The organism is Thalassolituus oleivorans MIL-1, assembly GCF_000355675.1.
Lineage (GTDB): Bacteria > Pseudomonadota > Gammaproteobacteria > Pseudomonadales > Oceanobacteraceae > Thalassolituus > Thalassolituus oleivorans.
The window spans coordinates 3,073,290-3,088,115 of sequence record NC_020888.1 but is presented as its reverse complement, the minus strand read 5'-3'; the positions used below and the strand labels follow the sequence as shown (position 1 = coordinate 3,088,115).

20 protein-coding genes are annotated in these 14,826 nt (G+C 47.0%); 11 read left to right on the top strand and 9 right to left on the bottom strand.

The annotated features are described in order from the left end of the window. Positions 1 to 28: 28 nt before the first annotated feature. The 4 genes from TOL_RS14150 to TOL_RS14135 all read right to left on the bottom strand — a co-directional run bounded on the left by TOL_RS14150 (position 29) and on the right by TOL_RS14135 (position 3,972). Positions 29 to 610: a phosphatase PAP2 family protein gene (locus TOL_RS14150; protein WP_015488041.1), complete on the bottom strand. Its 582-nt coding sequence runs from the start codon at positions 608 to 610 to the stop codon at positions 29 to 31. After that, positions 561 to 1,763 carry a glycosyltransferase family 4 protein gene (locus TOL_RS14145; protein ID WP_015488040.1) on the bottom strand — a complete coding sequence of 401 codons (1,203 nt, stop codon included), beginning with the start codon at positions 1,761 to 1,763 and terminating at the stop codon, positions 561 to 563. The genes TOL_RS14150 and TOL_RS14145 overlap by 50 nt, the downstream gene beginning before the upstream one ends. Positions 1,764 to 1,922: 159 nt before the next feature. Further along, positions 1,923 to 2,948 carry an AraC family transcriptional regulator gene (locus TOL_RS14140; protein ID WP_015488039.1) on the bottom strand — a complete coding sequence of 342 codons (1,026 nt, stop codon included), beginning with the start codon at positions 2,946 to 2,948 and terminating at the stop codon, positions 1,923 to 1,925. 157 nt (positions 2,949 to 3,105) lie between these two features. Beyond that, entirely contained in the window at positions 3,106 to 3,972 is an 867-nt protein-coding gene (locus TOL_RS14135) for a hypothetical protein (protein ID WP_015488038.1), read from the bottom strand. Positions 3,973 to 4,065: 93 nt separating this feature from the next. Between TOL_RS14135 and TOL_RS14130 the strand changes: the two genes are divergently transcribed. Together TOL_RS14130 and TOL_RS14125 are read left to right on the top strand one after the other, a co-directional pair. Further along, complete coding sequence (locus TOL_RS14130) at positions 4,066 to 4,410, top strand: hypothetical protein (RefSeq protein ID WP_015488037.1); 345 nt, start codon at positions 4,066 to 4,068, stop codon at positions 4,408 to 4,410. Between the two features lie 49 nt (positions 4,411 to 4,459). Continuing rightward, a complete protein-coding gene (locus tag TOL_RS14125; RefSeq protein ID WP_015488036.1) occupies positions 4,460 to 4,915 on the top strand; it encodes a flavodoxin domain-containing protein in 456 nt (151 codons plus the stop codon). 25 nt (positions 4,916 to 4,940) lie between these two features. Here TOL_RS14125 and TOL_RS14120 read toward each other — a convergent pair whose 3' ends face one another. Together TOL_RS14120 and TOL_RS14115 are read right to left on the bottom strand one after the other, a co-directional pair. After that, positions 4,941 to 5,684: a DUF481 domain-containing protein gene (locus tag TOL_RS14120; protein ID WP_015488035.1), complete on the bottom strand. Its 744-nt coding sequence runs from the start codon at positions 5,682 to 5,684 to the stop codon at positions 4,941 to 4,943. A gap of 28 nt (positions 5,685 to 5,712) precedes the next feature. Next, positions 5,713 to 6,231, bottom strand: coding sequence for a hypothetical protein (locus tag TOL_RS14115; protein WP_041588517.1), 519 nt, complete (start codon positions 6,229 to 6,231; stop codon positions 5,713 to 5,715). 178 nt (positions 6,232 to 6,409) lie between these two features. On the opposite strand from TOL_RS14115, the gene TOL_RS14110 reads away from it, so the two are divergent. Next, positions 6,410 to 7,120: a TetR/AcrR family transcriptional regulator gene (locus TOL_RS14110; protein ID WP_015488033.1), complete on the top strand. Its 711-nt coding sequence runs from the start codon at positions 6,410 to 6,412 to the stop codon at positions 7,118 to 7,120. 67 nt (positions 7,121 to 7,187) lie between these two features. Here TOL_RS14110 and TOL_RS14105 read toward each other — a convergent pair whose 3' ends face one another. From TOL_RS14105 to TOL_RS14095, 3 genes are all read right to left on the bottom strand, one after another. Continuing rightward, complete coding sequence (locus TOL_RS14105) at positions 7,188 to 7,433, bottom strand: GAF domain-containing protein (protein ID WP_015488032.1); 246 nt, start codon at positions 7,431 to 7,433, stop codon at positions 7,188 to 7,190. A 262-nt stretch (positions 7,434 to 7,695) separates the two neighbouring features. Next, positions 7,696 to 8,823 carry an NAD(P)/FAD-dependent oxidoreductase gene (locus TOL_RS14100; protein WP_015488031.1) on the bottom strand — a complete coding sequence of 376 codons (1,128 nt, stop codon included), beginning with the start codon at positions 8,821 to 8,823 and terminating at the stop codon, positions 7,696 to 7,698. Between the two features lie 146 nt (positions 8,824 to 8,969). Further along, positions 8,970 to 9,971 carry a putative solute-binding protein gene (locus TOL_RS14095; RefSeq protein ID WP_015488030.1) on the bottom strand — a complete coding sequence of 334 codons (1,002 nt, stop codon included), beginning with the start codon at positions 9,969 to 9,971 and terminating at the stop codon, positions 8,970 to 8,972. A 216-nt stretch (positions 9,972 to 10,187) separates the two neighbouring features. Between TOL_RS14095 and TOL_RS14090 the strand changes: the two genes are divergently transcribed. The 8 genes from TOL_RS14090 (at position 10,188) to ccoM (ending at position 14,824) form a co-directional block, all read left to right on the top strand. Beyond that, a complete protein-coding gene (locus TOL_RS14090) occupies positions 10,188 to 10,388 on the top strand; it encodes a DUF2788 domain-containing protein (RefSeq protein ID WP_015488029.1) in 201 nt (66 codons plus the stop codon). Positions 10,389 to 10,554: 166 nt separating this feature from the next. Next, positions 10,555 to 11,070, top strand: coding sequence for a hypothetical protein (locus TOL_RS14085; RefSeq protein ID WP_015488027.1), 516 nt, complete (start codon positions 10,555 to 10,557; stop codon positions 11,068 to 11,070). 93 nt (positions 11,071 to 11,163) lie between these two features. Continuing rightward, entirely contained in the window at positions 11,164 to 11,415 is a 252-nt protein-coding gene (locus TOL_RS14080) for a DUF4404 family protein (protein ID WP_015488026.1), read from the top strand. 34 nt (positions 11,416 to 11,449) lie between these two features. Next, complete coding sequence (locus TOL_RS14075; protein ID WP_015488025.1) at positions 11,450 to 11,884, top strand: CBS domain-containing protein; 435 nt, start codon at positions 11,450 to 11,452, stop codon at positions 11,882 to 11,884. A gap of 303 nt (positions 11,885 to 12,187) precedes the next feature. Beyond that, positions 12,188 to 12,886, top strand: coding sequence for a GAF domain-containing protein (locus TOL_RS14070; protein ID WP_015488024.1), 699 nt, complete (start codon positions 12,188 to 12,190; stop codon positions 12,884 to 12,886). 70 nt (positions 12,887 to 12,956) lie between these two features. Beyond that, positions 12,957 to 14,117, top strand: a complete 1,161-nt coding sequence (locus TOL_RS14065) for a glycosyltransferase family 4 protein (protein ID WP_015488023.1) — start codon at positions 12,957 to 12,959, stop codon at positions 14,115 to 14,117. 43 nt (positions 14,118 to 14,160) lie between these two features. Beyond that, positions 14,161 to 14,460, top strand: a complete 300-nt coding sequence (locus TOL_RS14060) for a hypothetical protein (RefSeq protein WP_015488022.1) — start codon at positions 14,161 to 14,163, stop codon at positions 14,458 to 14,460. Positions 14,461 to 14,653: 193 nt separating this feature from the next. Beyond that, positions 14,654 to 14,824 carry a cytochrome c oxidase subunit CcoM gene (gene ccoM, locus TOL_RS19055; RefSeq protein ID WP_015488021.1) on the top strand — a complete coding sequence of 57 codons (171 nt, stop codon included), beginning with the start codon at positions 14,654 to 14,656 and terminating at the stop codon, positions 14,822 to 14,824. Positions 14,825 to 14,826: the final 2 nt, after the last annotated feature.

Below are 14,826 nucleotides of genomic sequence, written 5' to 3'. Positions count from 1 at the left end.
CAGCGCTGTTCTGTTTATTTCTGCGTATTTATATCAGTCCGGCAAACATACCCATTGGGAATATGGTCAACGAGGTGTAGGCAATGATGACCCCAAGTGCTGCACCAACGATAACGTCGGTTGGGTAATGCATGCCTAAAATCACACGAGATAGCGCAACCAATACGGCAAAGGGTACTACCAACCAAGCCAATGGTGGGTAAAACAGAGTAAATAGCACCGCAAAATTTACTGCATTCATGGTATGCCCAGATGGAAAGCTGTACTTATCCAGTGGAGCGGTATGCGCCTGAATATCAGGAAACGATATAAAAGGGCGCTGACGTACTAAGCGATTTTTTAACTGACTGTATAGCGCTAAGCAGACTAATCCTGTCACGGCGATATGACCGGTTGCCGCGAGCCCTTCTATGCCGTCCAGTAGTGGTAAGGCTAAAGCCAGTGTGTACCAAAACACACCGTCACCTAAGCGACTAATACCTTTAAAAAACAACCGAATCCGGCGCGAGTAGCCCATGCGATTGAGACGCTGACACAGGCTAATTTCGAAGTGGTCGGCCTTATGAAACAGTAATGCGGCTTTTGGCTGTATTCGTTTCGCGAGTTCCATTAGCTATCTCCTCTGGTCGAGCTGCAGCTAAATGCTGCAAAAATTCATCAACAATGGTGTGCCAAGAAATACGTTCGGCGGTATGACGTGCGGCATAGCGTATGTTGCGCAAGCGGTTGGGACTATCGAGCAGTAATCCGGCGCGCTGCACGAAAATAGCTTCGTCGCCAAAGGGTGCGAGCATGGCGTTGACGCCATCTTGGGTATGCTCGTGAGCGGCTGCGTAGTCAAAACTAACTAGGGCTAAACCACTGGCTAAAGCTTCGGTGACAACGTTGCCAAAGGTATCGGTCAGACTGGGGAATAAAAACACATCGCCACTGGCGAAGTGCTGAGCTAATGCCTCACCTCGCTGTGTACCACAACAAATAATATCGGGGTAACGCTCGCGTAAGTGTGCGAGCTCTGGGCCGTCGCCAACCAGCACTAAGCGCACGCGGTCGTCTGCGGCTTTGAGCTGTTGGTAGGTCGTGATGGCCAGTTTAATGTTTTTCTCGGCGGCGATACGGCCGACATAAAGCAATACGAGGTCGTTGTCGTTAACGCCCCATTTTCGCCGTAATTCGGTACTGCGCTTTGCGGGATGAAACATCTGGCTATCGACACCACGAGACATAACACTGACGTTATGAAACCCGTGTGTTTCCAACTCGTCACGCTGAGTCTGTGTTGGAACCAGAGTACCGGCAGTTAAATTATGGAAGTAACGCAAATAGCGGTAGCCAAGATTTTCTAATAATCCGAGGTGGTAATGCTTACCGTACTGATGAAAGTTAGTGTGAAAACCGCTCATGACTGGAATTTTGCAGGCGCTTGCGGCTTTGACGCTAGCCCAACCCATAGGGCCTTCGGTGGCAATGTATAAGGCTTGCGGTTTAAAACGCTGTAAGGCGCTGAGAATTCTACTTTTGAGTGGTAAGCCGAACTTCAGTTCTTTATATCCCGGTAGGGGAAGGCCTGGCAAAGTGACGGTTTCTTCTTCGACTTCAATACTGTCGACGTCGTGTCGGTTTTGACGCGGACGAATAATTTGTACGGCAATACCACGCAAGCGCATTCCCTTAACGAGGTGCGCTAAAGTATTCGCCACACCATTAACTTCTGGTGTGTAGGTTTCGGTAACGATAGAAACTCGAGTTAACTGAACAGTCATGACCACGCGCTGTTTATTGGGCTATGCCAGTTACTTTGCGTTTGAAATATGACAAATATGTTGCGGAGTGGTGAAGGTCTGGTGACCTAGGTGTGTATCGGTATGAAAGTCAGCGGCGTTTTGTGCCACTGGGCCAGTTTGGCCCAGTGGCAGGAGCCATTATCGTTCTTCGCGATAATACGAAGGCGCGTTTTGCGTCCAACGTCGAAAGGCTTTGCGGAAATTAGATGGGTCACTGTAGCCGACCAGAGCCGCAATTTCTTCGATAGGAAGGTTTGAATTGCGCAGGTATTCAATGGCCATCTCTTTACGAACTTCGTCAAGAATGCGCTGATAGGAGGTTCCCACATCCTGCAAGCTTCGACTTAAAGTACGGGTTGATGTGGCTAAATGACTTGCAACCACATCGACTGGAGGGAAATGCCCTGGGTTGCTCAGCAATATGCGGCGAACCTTGGCGATGATGCCTTCCTTTGGTCCCATACGGGTAAGGATTTCTTCACATTGGTTTTCAGCCATCGCAGCCGTTGCTTGATCTGCCATTACCAAGGGCAAGCTGAGAACTTCGTGGGAAATGATGAATTCTGTCCGCGGCTGGTCGAACAAGATAGGGCAGTCGAAAAATTCTTTGTAGCGTGCGGAATACGGCGGCTCAGGATGATTTAGATGGACTTCAACTGGTTGAGCTTCGTATTGACCAGTTAAAAAGCGCGCCAGCGTAGAAAAGGTAGCCACAAACACGTCGCAAATCATGCGATAAATATGGTCAAAAGGAATATGGCTGGTCAGTCGTACCGCAGAATATTCACCGGTGTCGATCACTTCAAAGGTAAACGCAGGATCAACTAGGGTGTGATATTTCATGCCCAAATCAAGGGCGCTACGGAGGTTGGCACAACTGAGTACGGCGTAGCCAAGCATACCAAATTGATTGATATTGATGGCAGCGCCCAAATCTAGACCAGCGCTTTCATCTGAATAGTTGCGGATAAGGTTTTCTGCCAGCAATAGCAGTTGCTGGTAGGTCAATCGTGCAGAGGGGTCGGCAAGTAACTGTGGATCAATCCCTGTATTTTTTAACAGGACTGAGCGGTCGATGCCGTTTTCTTCGCCGACACGCAACATCGTTGCCGGAATATTAACCGGTACGAGTGGTTCAGTCAGACTCCAAGTGCCTCGGATCATGATATTACCGTTATTGTTATGCTGATCGTTAGAATGACAGGCTTTTTGCGTAAATCAAGCGTCCTAGTGACGCCTACCGTGTGCGATTAAGCCATTGGCGCACCTTACTACAAATATGGCAAAAAGCGCCAGAGTCCTAGACGCCTGTATATTAAATTTATTGATTTCGGAATGCATAGTGGTGCCTGCTCAAGAAGCGTCCAAACTCGACAACTTCTTGTGACGACCTATTTTGTATCAAGGTCAGAAGTATGCGATTGAGGCGCGGGTTGTGTTTAGGCGCTATCAAAAATGCTAGATCATCGCGCCGCGACTCAAAACTGGTTACGGCCACAGGTAGGTGGGCTGCATTCAGCAAAGCATGGATAGCGTCGGCTTGTTCTCGAGCCAGTAATAACCACCAAAATTGTTGACGAATACGTTCTAGCGTCGCCTCGTGCACACTCTCTACGTGGATCTCGGCCTTTACTCGCGCTTCTCGCTGTTTCTCAGTAGCGAACTTAGCGACAGCCGCCACGACGACTGGCTCTTCGCGGTTAATCCAATAGTAACGACCGTCCCATTCTCGATAGATTACCTTAATTGGTGTACTACCTTTGCCGAAATGTTGATTGAGTAAGGTATCAAATTCATCGGCAGTTGAGCATGGTGGTAAGTTAGGTTGAGCAATGGCCCAATGCGCCAAAGAAGCATAGTCTTTGTCATCCTGACTGCTGATCTCCACACCGGTTATGGTTGTAAGATTGAGTAGGCGATCGAATTTTTTACTAACGAGTAATTTTTGCAGCAGCGGGTGTAGTGGGGCAAAAATTGGGTGTTTTTCTGGCAGCCCTTGCTCGCAGGCACTAATGATGGAAGCAAGGCTCATCCAACGATGGGCGAGATAGCTGGATGGATTGAGAGTGCCCATGTTGCTCAATGCTATTTGTCGTACGGCTTGATTTGCATACCAAGCAGGCGCGAGCCTCTGCACCCACCGATTTAGGAAAGCTTCTAGGTCGAATAGTTCGTTACTTACTTTCATTCGTCCTACCGTAAAAGGGCCGCATTTCTGTTAGGCCGGTCTATGCTGAAAATAGTTCTCTTAATAAGTAAAGCACGTAGAAGGTGATTGCGTATGCAAACTGACACTCCGATGCCTTCGCCACTGCAAATCATGGCGCAGGTTGATAACGCGTTAAGGCTTTCCGGTTTGGCGACACACTATGTCGAAAGAAATCCATTGCCGCTATTTCGCCAGCTGCTAAACGAATGGGCAGCGTTTCACGATGTGCCTGTGGAAATTGAATTGCAGGAGCAGCTGCTGCAACTGCGTCAGCGCTTGAGTGAGCGCACCGTATCTGGAGCGTTGCGGCGAGTATATGAAGAAACGACGCAGCTGTGTCGGGCTCATGGCAGTTTGACGGTGGTGCGCCAGCGCGAATTGGACGCATGTTACCGAGCATTGTTGCAAATGCGTTAGGACACCTTCAGCCCAGATCGATATAATTGGCCTTTTTTGGGAGGGCATAATGGCCAATATTTATCTTCCTGTAGGGTCTGTAACGGGCACTGCAACAGCCGTTGCAAATGTGTTGGCGGAGACATTGAATGCCGCCGGACATAACGCATTAGTGGATGCTAATGCGTCGGTTGCTGCCTTGAATGCTCAATCTTGGGACGCTGTGCTTGTCGTCACCTCGACGACAGGTCAGGGCGATATACCTGCAAATTTACGGCCGTTTTATGTTCAGCTAGACGAACAGTTTCCATTACAAAATGGACGCCCATTTGGTGTGGTTAGTTTGGGGGATAGCTCTTATGATCGTACTTTTTGCAATGCCGGTGCTTTACTAGAAGAACGCTTCTTTGAGCTACAAGGTAAGGCTCCGATCCCGCGCGTCACGATTGATGCAACCGAGACATCCACACCTGATGATGATGCTCTTTTTTGGTTAAAAGAATGGATGGAGGTTGCGCTGGCCTAAGCCAGCGCGGTATCTCGGTTATCCATTAAAAGCGCACAGATAATTTTAACTGTGTCTGATGGTTGTGATATTCCGATCCTTCCGGTGGCATAGTGTCCCAGCGACTTTGCCACTGCCACTTGAAGTCGACTTGTTGGCTAACTGGCATGGTCAAGGTAGCGCGCACTAAAGAACGAACATCATCGACATCGTCTACTGACGGTTGCACGTACACGGTCGTCTGAAAGTGGCTATGGCTAAATGCCCATTCAAAATGCGTGTATAGATTGACGCGGGTGAGTTCATGGGTAGCCGTGCCGTCAGTGCCGGTTTCTTCCACTTGCTCGTGAAATAACCCTAGCCCCTGATTGATCAATCCCTTGTCATTAAACTTATGCTGAAAACGTACACCGCCACCGGCTAAATAGCGGTGTTGGAGGGATGCAAACGGGTCACGTTCGTACTGTAGAAAGGCTTCTTGTGCCCAGCGCTCGCGAAAGTTGCGAACCATACGAGCGTGCGCGAAGGTGTTGTCATCGGTGCGGTCGCCATTAAATGATTCATAGTCGCGGCTGGCCCAGCTGAAAAACCGGTACTCTTGACCCTGCCAACTGCTGTTCAATGCGACACTGCCTGCGCGTTTTTCGTTATTGCCAGATTCCATATCGAATCCCGCTTCGATCTTGTTTTGCCAGCCCTGGCTTTCTCCATTACGACGTTTTTCTTCGATATCTGTTATAGCGTGTGCGGTAGGGATCGCAAGGATCAAGGCCGCTAGGGCATAGCGCATGCAAGTTCTCCAAAAAATTATGAAGATGCTAGCTTACCATTTTTGCGACGGGACGTGCGGATGCGAGGTTGCTAAATAGAGTGTGGAGTTGACTAACTTGCTTACGTTGCGAATAGCTCGCGCCCAGTTCATCAAATTTAGTTTTTGCTTGGTCAATGATGCCGAGTGCATCAATTGTGTCATCTTCAGCAAGGCCTTCGCGGGCAGTATTTACCAGCGCGAGGGCGTTGAGTGCCTGATCACTGAGTAATCCATATTGCTGCAAGCGCGCTTGAAACCCACCGACTTCGTTTACCGGTAGCGCTTGAATATTAAATTCACTGGCTACTGCACTCACAAGTACAGCGCGATTAGATGGAACATAGGCGGCCGGTGAGGCGTTGTCTTCCGTTGCTTTAGTATCGGTGCTAGCGACGGCATCGACTTTTACTGCATCGGTGTCAGCGTTTGCGGCAGTACTGGCATGTTGGTGTTGTAAATAGTTACTTAAGGCACTGAGTAGCATGGCGGCCTCCTGCTGTTGATTACTGGCTACTGCAGAAGCCATGCCAGACTTCTAACGCCCGTAATTTCTAGCTTTCTGCCTTTTCTTTGGTTACTAGCGGCGATGAATTGCCGGTTTTATCGGCAAGCGGATAAAGATTTCACTGTTTTGGCACGCAAGTACATACATTAAAGAATCAACTCGCTCCACAATGGTATTCCACTAAGGCTAGGAGACTGCCATGGAACCTGTGCGTGAGGTCACGGTTAACGAATTACAATATCAAGGAAGAAAAGCCAGTCGTGCGAAGAGTGAGCAACGTCGCCGTTTGATTCTCGAAGCAACTATGCGAATCATCGTTCGTGATGGTGTTCGCGGTGTCCGTCATCGTGCCATAGCTTCCGAAGCCAGCGTCCCATTAGCCGCAACGACCTATTACTTTAAAGATATTCGAGAGCTGATAGCTGACGCCTTTACGCTCTATACCGAATGGGCACTGGCCTACGTCAGTCGGTTTACTGAAGAATTTGAGTCGATATTGCCGCAACTACATCAAATGGATTTAAGTGTTGCCGGTGAGCAAGAGCGCGCTGTGCAGTTTTTGGCCGATGAACTTAGTCGCTATTGCGAAGGTAAGCTGGCAACCGATCTTACTATGCTTATTAGTGAGCAAGCTTTCCGCTATGAAGCTTGCATTGACGAAAGAGTAAAGCAGCTTGCGCAAATGCACCGCGAAGCGCTGTTTGATATTGTTTCTCAATTTTTAACCGCTTTAGGTTCAGATGCGGCTGCGGAAGATACCGATATCGTTATGGCGTTATTGCAATCACTTGAGTATCAGATGCTATTGGATGGCGATAATGCAGAAGGGGTGGTGAGAATCCAACGCGTATTGGTGCGTTTCGTGCGGCTGTTGATGCCGCGATTGAAGCCTTCGAATACTGTGTTGTGAAAATTGCGACGGGACTTGTTGGGGCTAATAACGATTAGCCCCTCGTATAGTCGGTATCGGTGAGTGACTAGCCGGCGAAATGAAAACCAATTTGAGCTAATACGGCCCGCAAGGTCTGCTGCTCTATCGCTGAAAAAGGGCGAACATCGTAACAATGTTCACACATAATAGTACCGCCTTCTTTCAGCGTTTGAATGCTGATATCCGTTTCTTTATTGCAACGGTCGCAGCTGATTGGAATCAAAACTCTGGCGGATAAGATGGTACTTACATCCGTTTCTGATTCTTCGCTTACTCGCAGTGCTTGAGTCATAATTTACCCTTATTGGTCAATCTGCTTCACTTCGTATGCTTTTAGCGTAGCAGCTGATCGTCTGGTACTTGTGTCTTAAATAAGTCTTATAGTGAACAATTGTAAATCGTTGTTCTGAATCACTTGCTACATTGGGTTACAGTGTAGTTCCTTTGTAACCTATCTGCATCATTACGGCTTAGAACAATGCGTTATGACGATGCGTGCTAAATAAGGTTCCCTGATGAATTGGCTGATTTTCCAATAACTTGGCCCGAAAGGCTCAGTTTTTAGGCAGTAACAATTCAGTTACATACTGACCAATTGCTAGTGAAGAAGTGAGCCCAGGGCTTTCAATTCCGACTAAATGCAGCAATGGCGGCGTGTTTTTACGATCGTGGCGCGCGATATGAAAGTCAGCTGCTATTTCACTGGCTAGGTGCAATTTGGGACGAATTCCGGCGTAAGCTGGATTGAGTTGCTCAACTTGTAACTTGGGAAAATAGCCTTGAATGGCCTTGGCAAAGTGAAGTTTTAAGTGCGATGGGATTTCGTAGCTAAGGTGCGCTGGATTGGTTGTACTCAAATACTCCGTGTCCGGTCCAAAGCGAACTTGGCCGCCGAGGTCGATGGTGGCATGTATTCCCAACCCTGTGAGATTCGCTTCAGGTAGTGGATAAATAAGATGATTAAATGGGTTTGTGCCTTGGTAGCTAAAGTAGCGGCCGCGACAAAAACTCAATAATGGTAGATCATTCAAGGAAGTCCCGCAGCGAAGGGCAACGTCATGCGCATGCAGCCCAGCAGCATTAATGAGCGTCGTGCAGTTCAGCGAATAGGGACCATCGCTGGTCGTTAGCTCAACCTGCCAGCCCGAGTCGTTAACACTGGCCTTATCGAATTTGGTGTATTTCGTTAATGTAGCGCCTAAGCGTTCTGCTTCTTGGGCGAGGCGGAGCATATAAATATGACTATCTATGATACCTGAGCGCGGCGAGAACAGGGCTTCGCAGGCGCTGACATTGGGTTCATGTTCGTGCAAAGCGTGTTGGTCTAACCGTTCTATTGGAATGTCTAGCATCAGTGCTTTTTGGAAGAGAGCTTCTAGTCTTGGACTGTCTTGGTCGGGTGCGACGATTAACTTGCCAATCATTTGATGCGGAACATCATGCTGTTGGCAAAAGGTATAAAGGGCTTCTCGGCCTGCCAAGCAGAGTGACTCTTTCAACGAGTTTGGTGTGTAATACAACCCGGCATGAATAACTTCACTGTTACGACTACTGGTTTCAGTACCGAAAGCGTCGTGCTGCTCAACCAGCAGTACGCTGCTGCTTTTTGCTAAATTTGCGGCTATGGCCAAACCGATTACGCCACCGCCAATCACGCAAATATCAAAGTCTACGGATGACATGCTGGCACCAGTTTCTCTCGTTGCCTGAATTGCTAGACGATAGCGTAAAGGCGGAGTGTAGTCACAAGTATATAGCGCTAGATAGTGCGGGGGGAGATTAGCCAAGCGCTTGCTTGGCTAATCTATTTTCTATTGCATCGAGCTAATTACAGCAGTAAATCCGTGGCGCATTCGTGATGCGCTGGATTGGAGCGGCAACGTAATTTCTGCATCAATTTCATCATGCGTTGATCGTAAACGCCTTCTTCCGCCAACTCTTGACGAATGCTGGAGAACATTTCCATATATTCAATTTCTTGTTCGTCAGGAAGGTCAATCCAGTAATCTTCTGAAATAGTATCTTCTGCTGCGCGCACATGAGCCATCGCCTTATCAAAATTTTGATAAGCAAATTCACGGCTGTTCTGTCCGAACTTAGGAGGAAAACGATCGCGATGTAAAATCATTTGAAAATTCATTTGTGCTAGCGAGAAGCGATAGATACCGCCTTTAGTGCCTAAACCTTTGTACATTTCGAACGGTTCATAAGCAACGGCAGGAGCATAAGCGATATCAACATCACCGTTATTGAAACGTTGGGCGAAGGTTGCAACCGTTGCAGGCACCATAGTGGCGCCAATGTGTTGTACTACTTTTACCGACGCTAAATCATAATCTAGCGTAGCAACGCGACGTCCGGCAGCGGCTTCTACCGAGTTGATCGCACGATCACGAACGAATACATAAACAGAACCGCCTGGCATGATGGCGCCGATTTCATAATTGCCGTCCACCATGTATTTGGCCGCCTGTGGTCGTGCCAGCATGCCAATGAGTTCACGCACTTGTTCGTAGCTAACCAAGCCACCCAGAGCCTCAATACTTCCGGCGAACAAATTGTATGGACGTACTCGAGTGCCCGTTACGTTGACCGCATCGCAAGAGCCAGCTTGAAAATCAGCTAGCGCAACGGCTTCGTTGGTGTAGGCTTTTAATTCTAATGCAACCCCCCACTTTAATGCGGCCGTTTCATAATCACGCATAGCGCTGAAAATAGGGCCATTTGCACCGATAGGGTCAAAGATACATAAGATACGTTTTGGGGCTTCCATAGCGTTGGCGGAGAACGCAATACTGATCAGTGTCAGCGCGATTGCAATCATGCGCATCGGTAAATCCTCGATTTTATTATTGTCTGAGAGCGATTGTGCTACGGCGCATCATAGCTTTAAACGGCAGAAGATAAAAATCGGCCATGAGCAAAGAGTTCAATATATTTTAAATGCTGTATCGTTTTTGTCCTCTACGGAGAATAAAACGAAGGTTGTCGGCAACTAGTCCGATTGAGTACCATAGCGCACCTTATCAATAAGCAGAGATCTTCGATGAATGCAGCCGCCGTAGAACAAATCACTATGATTGTCGGAATTACCGGTTTGATAGGTCTTATGTTTTTCATTATTTACGATCTTGGAAAGCGTGCTAAGGCAGGAAAATTTGGGCTTTTTATTCTATTTTTAGGCCTAGGCGTTGGCGTTCTTGGTTACGTTATTAAGGTTGTATTGACGGCCGTATTAGATATCTAGCTCGACTATACGCTCAGGCTAAAAACGACATATTTTCAGGTGGTAATAAGTATTGTTAATGCTTTTTCCTGAAAGTTGCTTCTATTGCGCCATGGATTCTGGCAAATGGTCTTTACGTTGACTATACCTTCAACAGTGTGTCAGCCGACGTGAGCAAGGAGCATGGATGAGTACAATTGCTGTTAAAGAAGTGCAGACTCCTCGTAGAGGGGGAGGCCATAGAATTCCTTCCTCATTAACGGAACGCCCAGATTCACGCGTCTACTTAGCGAATTTACCGAATCATTCTGCTACTGCAGGGCTAGTTGGGTATACCCCTCAATTGCAAGAACTGATCAGTGATGCGCTGCCGATCACTTGGCATCTTATTGATAAGCAAGGATTGGGGAGTGACCGTGTGGTGCATTTGTTTTATGCCAATCCCAAAGAGTCGTTGCAGGTAAATAGTGAGCGCTTGCTCGAATTGCTTGAGGGACTTTCTATGACAGATCATATTTGGGTGCCGGTTTCTACCAGTCACAGCATGATCTTGCATGCATTTCGTAATATTCTGCCAGAGCTTAAATATCTACATTTAGCGTCAGTGCCAATGCTGTATGTGGGTGACAATGCCAATCGTCGTTCCCTAAAGGCGATGGCCGATATGTGTAAAATGCCTTTCTACTTTCATGCCCTCTACTAATTAAATCCTCCTGTTGCTTGATTCAGATTATGGTAATCCTATTGGCTAGGGTTAGACTCATAGTCGGTATTTGTAAAAAATTAGGAGAGTGCCATGACCGATAACCCGCTAAAGCAGCAGTTACAACAACTTCACCAGCAACTTCAGCAGTCGCCAGCACTGGATCCAGACACATTAGGCCTGCTGGAGCAGATTGCTGTGGATATTGAATCTCTCGGTGACAAAGACAGCGCTGATCTTAGCGACCGCATTCAGCAGCAAGCAGTGGAATTTGAACAAGAACATCCGACGTTATCGGGTATTTTGCATGAAATCGTTAATGTTCTTGGTCGTATCGGTGTTTAACTTTAAGTAATTTGCAACACTGGGAGATATTTGTATGCGTCATATGCCTACAGTGACTGAAATGATGACTGCTTTTCCTGTTCATGTAGAAGAGGCAATTAGCTTGGATGACGCATTGCATTTGATGAAAGAGCATCGATGCCACCATCTCCCAGTATTGAATCACCACGATGTGGTCGGGTTGTTGACTCTTGCCGATATCGAACTGGCGCGCCAACCCGGGCATTCTGCACGAGATATCAAGGAGCTAACGGTTGGCGACATGTGTCAGCGATCCGTGCCGCAAGTGGATTTGCATATTCGTTTAGATGTTGTATTGGATATGATGGCTGATGAAGGATTAGACGCTGTGCTGATCATGCGACATGATCGCTTAGCAGGCATTTTGACTGCTCAGGATGCTTGTCGTGGATTTGCACACTGGTTGAAAAAAGAATACCTGCCTGACAATGATCCGAGTGTTGCATAAAAGTTTTCTTACAAAGTGCACCATCTCGGTTCTACTAAAATTCCCGCTGCTTTCTTATGGCGCACATTTCTTTCGATCCAGCGTCAGTCTTGACTCTGACGCTGGTTAGATATTCCGATTGCAATTGTCACAAATCTGAAAAAATTACTTAATTATCTGTGGGTTAGTCTGATTGCTAAGCAATTTATTGGTTCGTTTTGAGCATTTTTAGGACGATTCGGATCAATTTTGGCACTTGATAACAAGCCTTAAAAAGCTGGTACGGGTTTTGCCATATATAAATTAGATCAGGAGGAGCTGCTTATGTTAAAAATTGCCGATATCCAAGACTACCGTCACAACCTAGTGCCCGTGACCCATTCTTTCGATTGGTTAACGAGTTTGACTCACATCCTTGAAAGTCGTTATCACGACGAGGAAAGTATTCAGCAGTTGCTATCGTTAGCAACTGAATTAACGGGGCTGAATAATATTTCTATCGCATTACCCGATTCACCAAGTCGATTTAAAGCCCAATACTGCTCAACCGGTGTAACGAACGGCATCTATAGTTTTGCTGTTCAGCATGCGCTGTGTCGTCAGTTTGAATCGCGTGAATGGTTGGTGATCTATGAAAATAGTGAACGCCCTGAACGCTTTGATCCGGTCTTAGATACCTTGTCAGGCTCGGTGCGTTGTTTGTTAGTGCCTTTAATGTTGCGTCAATCTGTACTGGCAGTCATGGTAATGGATTTGCGCGGTAATCATCCTGAGTTACTGGATTTAAGTATCACGAGCTTCCTTGGAGCTCAGATTGCTAACATCCTAGCAACCCAAGTTGTTCCTAATTTTAAGACACTTTATGCTCGTCCATATCAACGCGTTCATGATGATGAACTCGGAGATATTAACGCGGCGATTGATAAGTGTAATGGCAATAAAACTATGGCTGCAAAAGTCTTAGGTTTAACCCCTCGCCAATTACGCTACCGGTTGTCGAAGCTGACTGAAGTTGAAGCCTAAGTGGTATTCATAAAATTGTCATAGGTGTACTGGCACACTGATACCTTTATATCAGAGTGCCGGCATCATCATGGCTCAGATCCGTATTAGTGTTGTGACTGAAACGTATGTTCCCGATGTAAATGGTGTTGCGATTTCTTTGCAGCATCTTATTTCTTCATTGGATCCTGAACGTTTTTTGGTACAGATCGTTAGGACTCGTCCACGGTCAGAATATACATCAGTTCATGAGGAGGTAGGGTGCCGCGGTATTACTATCCCGATGTACCCCGATTTGCAGCTAGGCTTGCCAGCGCCACGTACGTTGAGAAAAGCGTGGAATGCATTTCAACCAGACTTGGTTTATATCGCAACCGAAGGGCCACTCGGCAATTCGGCATTAAGTCTCGCCAGAAAATGGGATCTTCCCGTACTCAGTGCCTTTCATACCAATTTTCACCGATACAGCAGTTATTATGGTTTAAGTTGGATTCGCAATGCGACCTTGGCTTGGCTGCGACGCTTTCACAATCGTACGTTAATGACTTTAGTTCCTACTACAGAAGTGCAGACAATGTTAAAACAGCAGTATTTTAATAACGTCGAATTACTCCCACATGGAGTTGATTGCCAACATTTCCATCCGGAGTATCGCAATCCAGCATTGCGCCATTCTTGGGGGGTAACGGCAGGTGAACGCGTGCTTTTGTATGTCGGTCGCATCGCTGCGGAAAAAAATATTCCGCTCGCAATAAAAGCATGGCAGCAGGCGCGTCAGCAGTTTCCCGATATTCGCTTAGTCATGGTCGGTGATGGTCCTATGCGTCAGGAGATGCAACTTAAACATCCTGAAGTCATTTTTGCAGGTGTAAAAACGGGAACAGAGCTAGCGGAATATTACGCGTCTGCTGATCTCTTTGTATTTCCAAGCATGACCGAAACCTTTGGCTTAGTGACTCTAGAAGCGATGGCTAGTGCATTACCGGTTGTTGCTTATAATATGGCGGCAGCGGCTACCCATGTTCGCCAAGGAATTGATGGATTTTTAGCCGAAGAAAATGACGAGGCTGGATTTATTCAAGCGTTGGGTGATGCTTTGGCTATGGATTTAACCTTAGCGGGAATTGATGCTCGGGCCCAGGCCGAAGATGCAAGCTGGCAGGCTGTTGCTGAACGTTTTTCCGGACTTGCGGAAGTGGTCATTCGGGGTAAATCTGAATATCCTCAGGTAGAACTTCAGTCTGTGGTATGAGGCTTGCACAGCCACCAATAGAATTTCTTTTTGGAGGCTGCTTGTGGAATTTAATCGCCATAGTATTGCGTTGTTACGGCAAATTAAGCGCCTTGCCAAAGATGAGCAAGGTTGCGACATTCACTTCGATTCCGTCTCTCTTGAGCATGATTTACGCGAATTAGTGCGAAGTGGCGTCAGTATTGAGCTTTTACGCTTAGTTGAGGACTTTTTACCGACCCAAGAGCCGCCGGAACATATACCATCGGTGCGTGTTTATCGAGGTAGTCAGCGTTTGCTTGATGATGTTGAGCGCACGCAGAAATCTCAGCGTATTTATCGCGGTCAGGTCGTCAGTGCCTGACCTGCCTACATACTTGGCATCTGATGCTGTCGATGTCCTGTATTGGCGCATAGTCTTCACTATTTACTAACTACGAGCTTAGGTTTGTATTGTTGTAAAAATTGATTTGCATCAATTGAGCTACCTGTCGTCCTTCTTCGTTCAGGCGGCCTTTGATATAGATCAATAGAAGCATAGTCGGACTTGCTAAAGTATGAACATAAAGACGACCAACGTCGTTGAAGTTCAGAGTGAGGTGATGACTATGTTTATGGATGAAGTCGTATTTGCTGGGTTGGCAATTGTTGGTTTAACGTGTCTATTTTTTGTTGGCTTTTACATGGCCATCAAGAAAGATATTTCGAAGCATGGTACCGGCGAGTAATC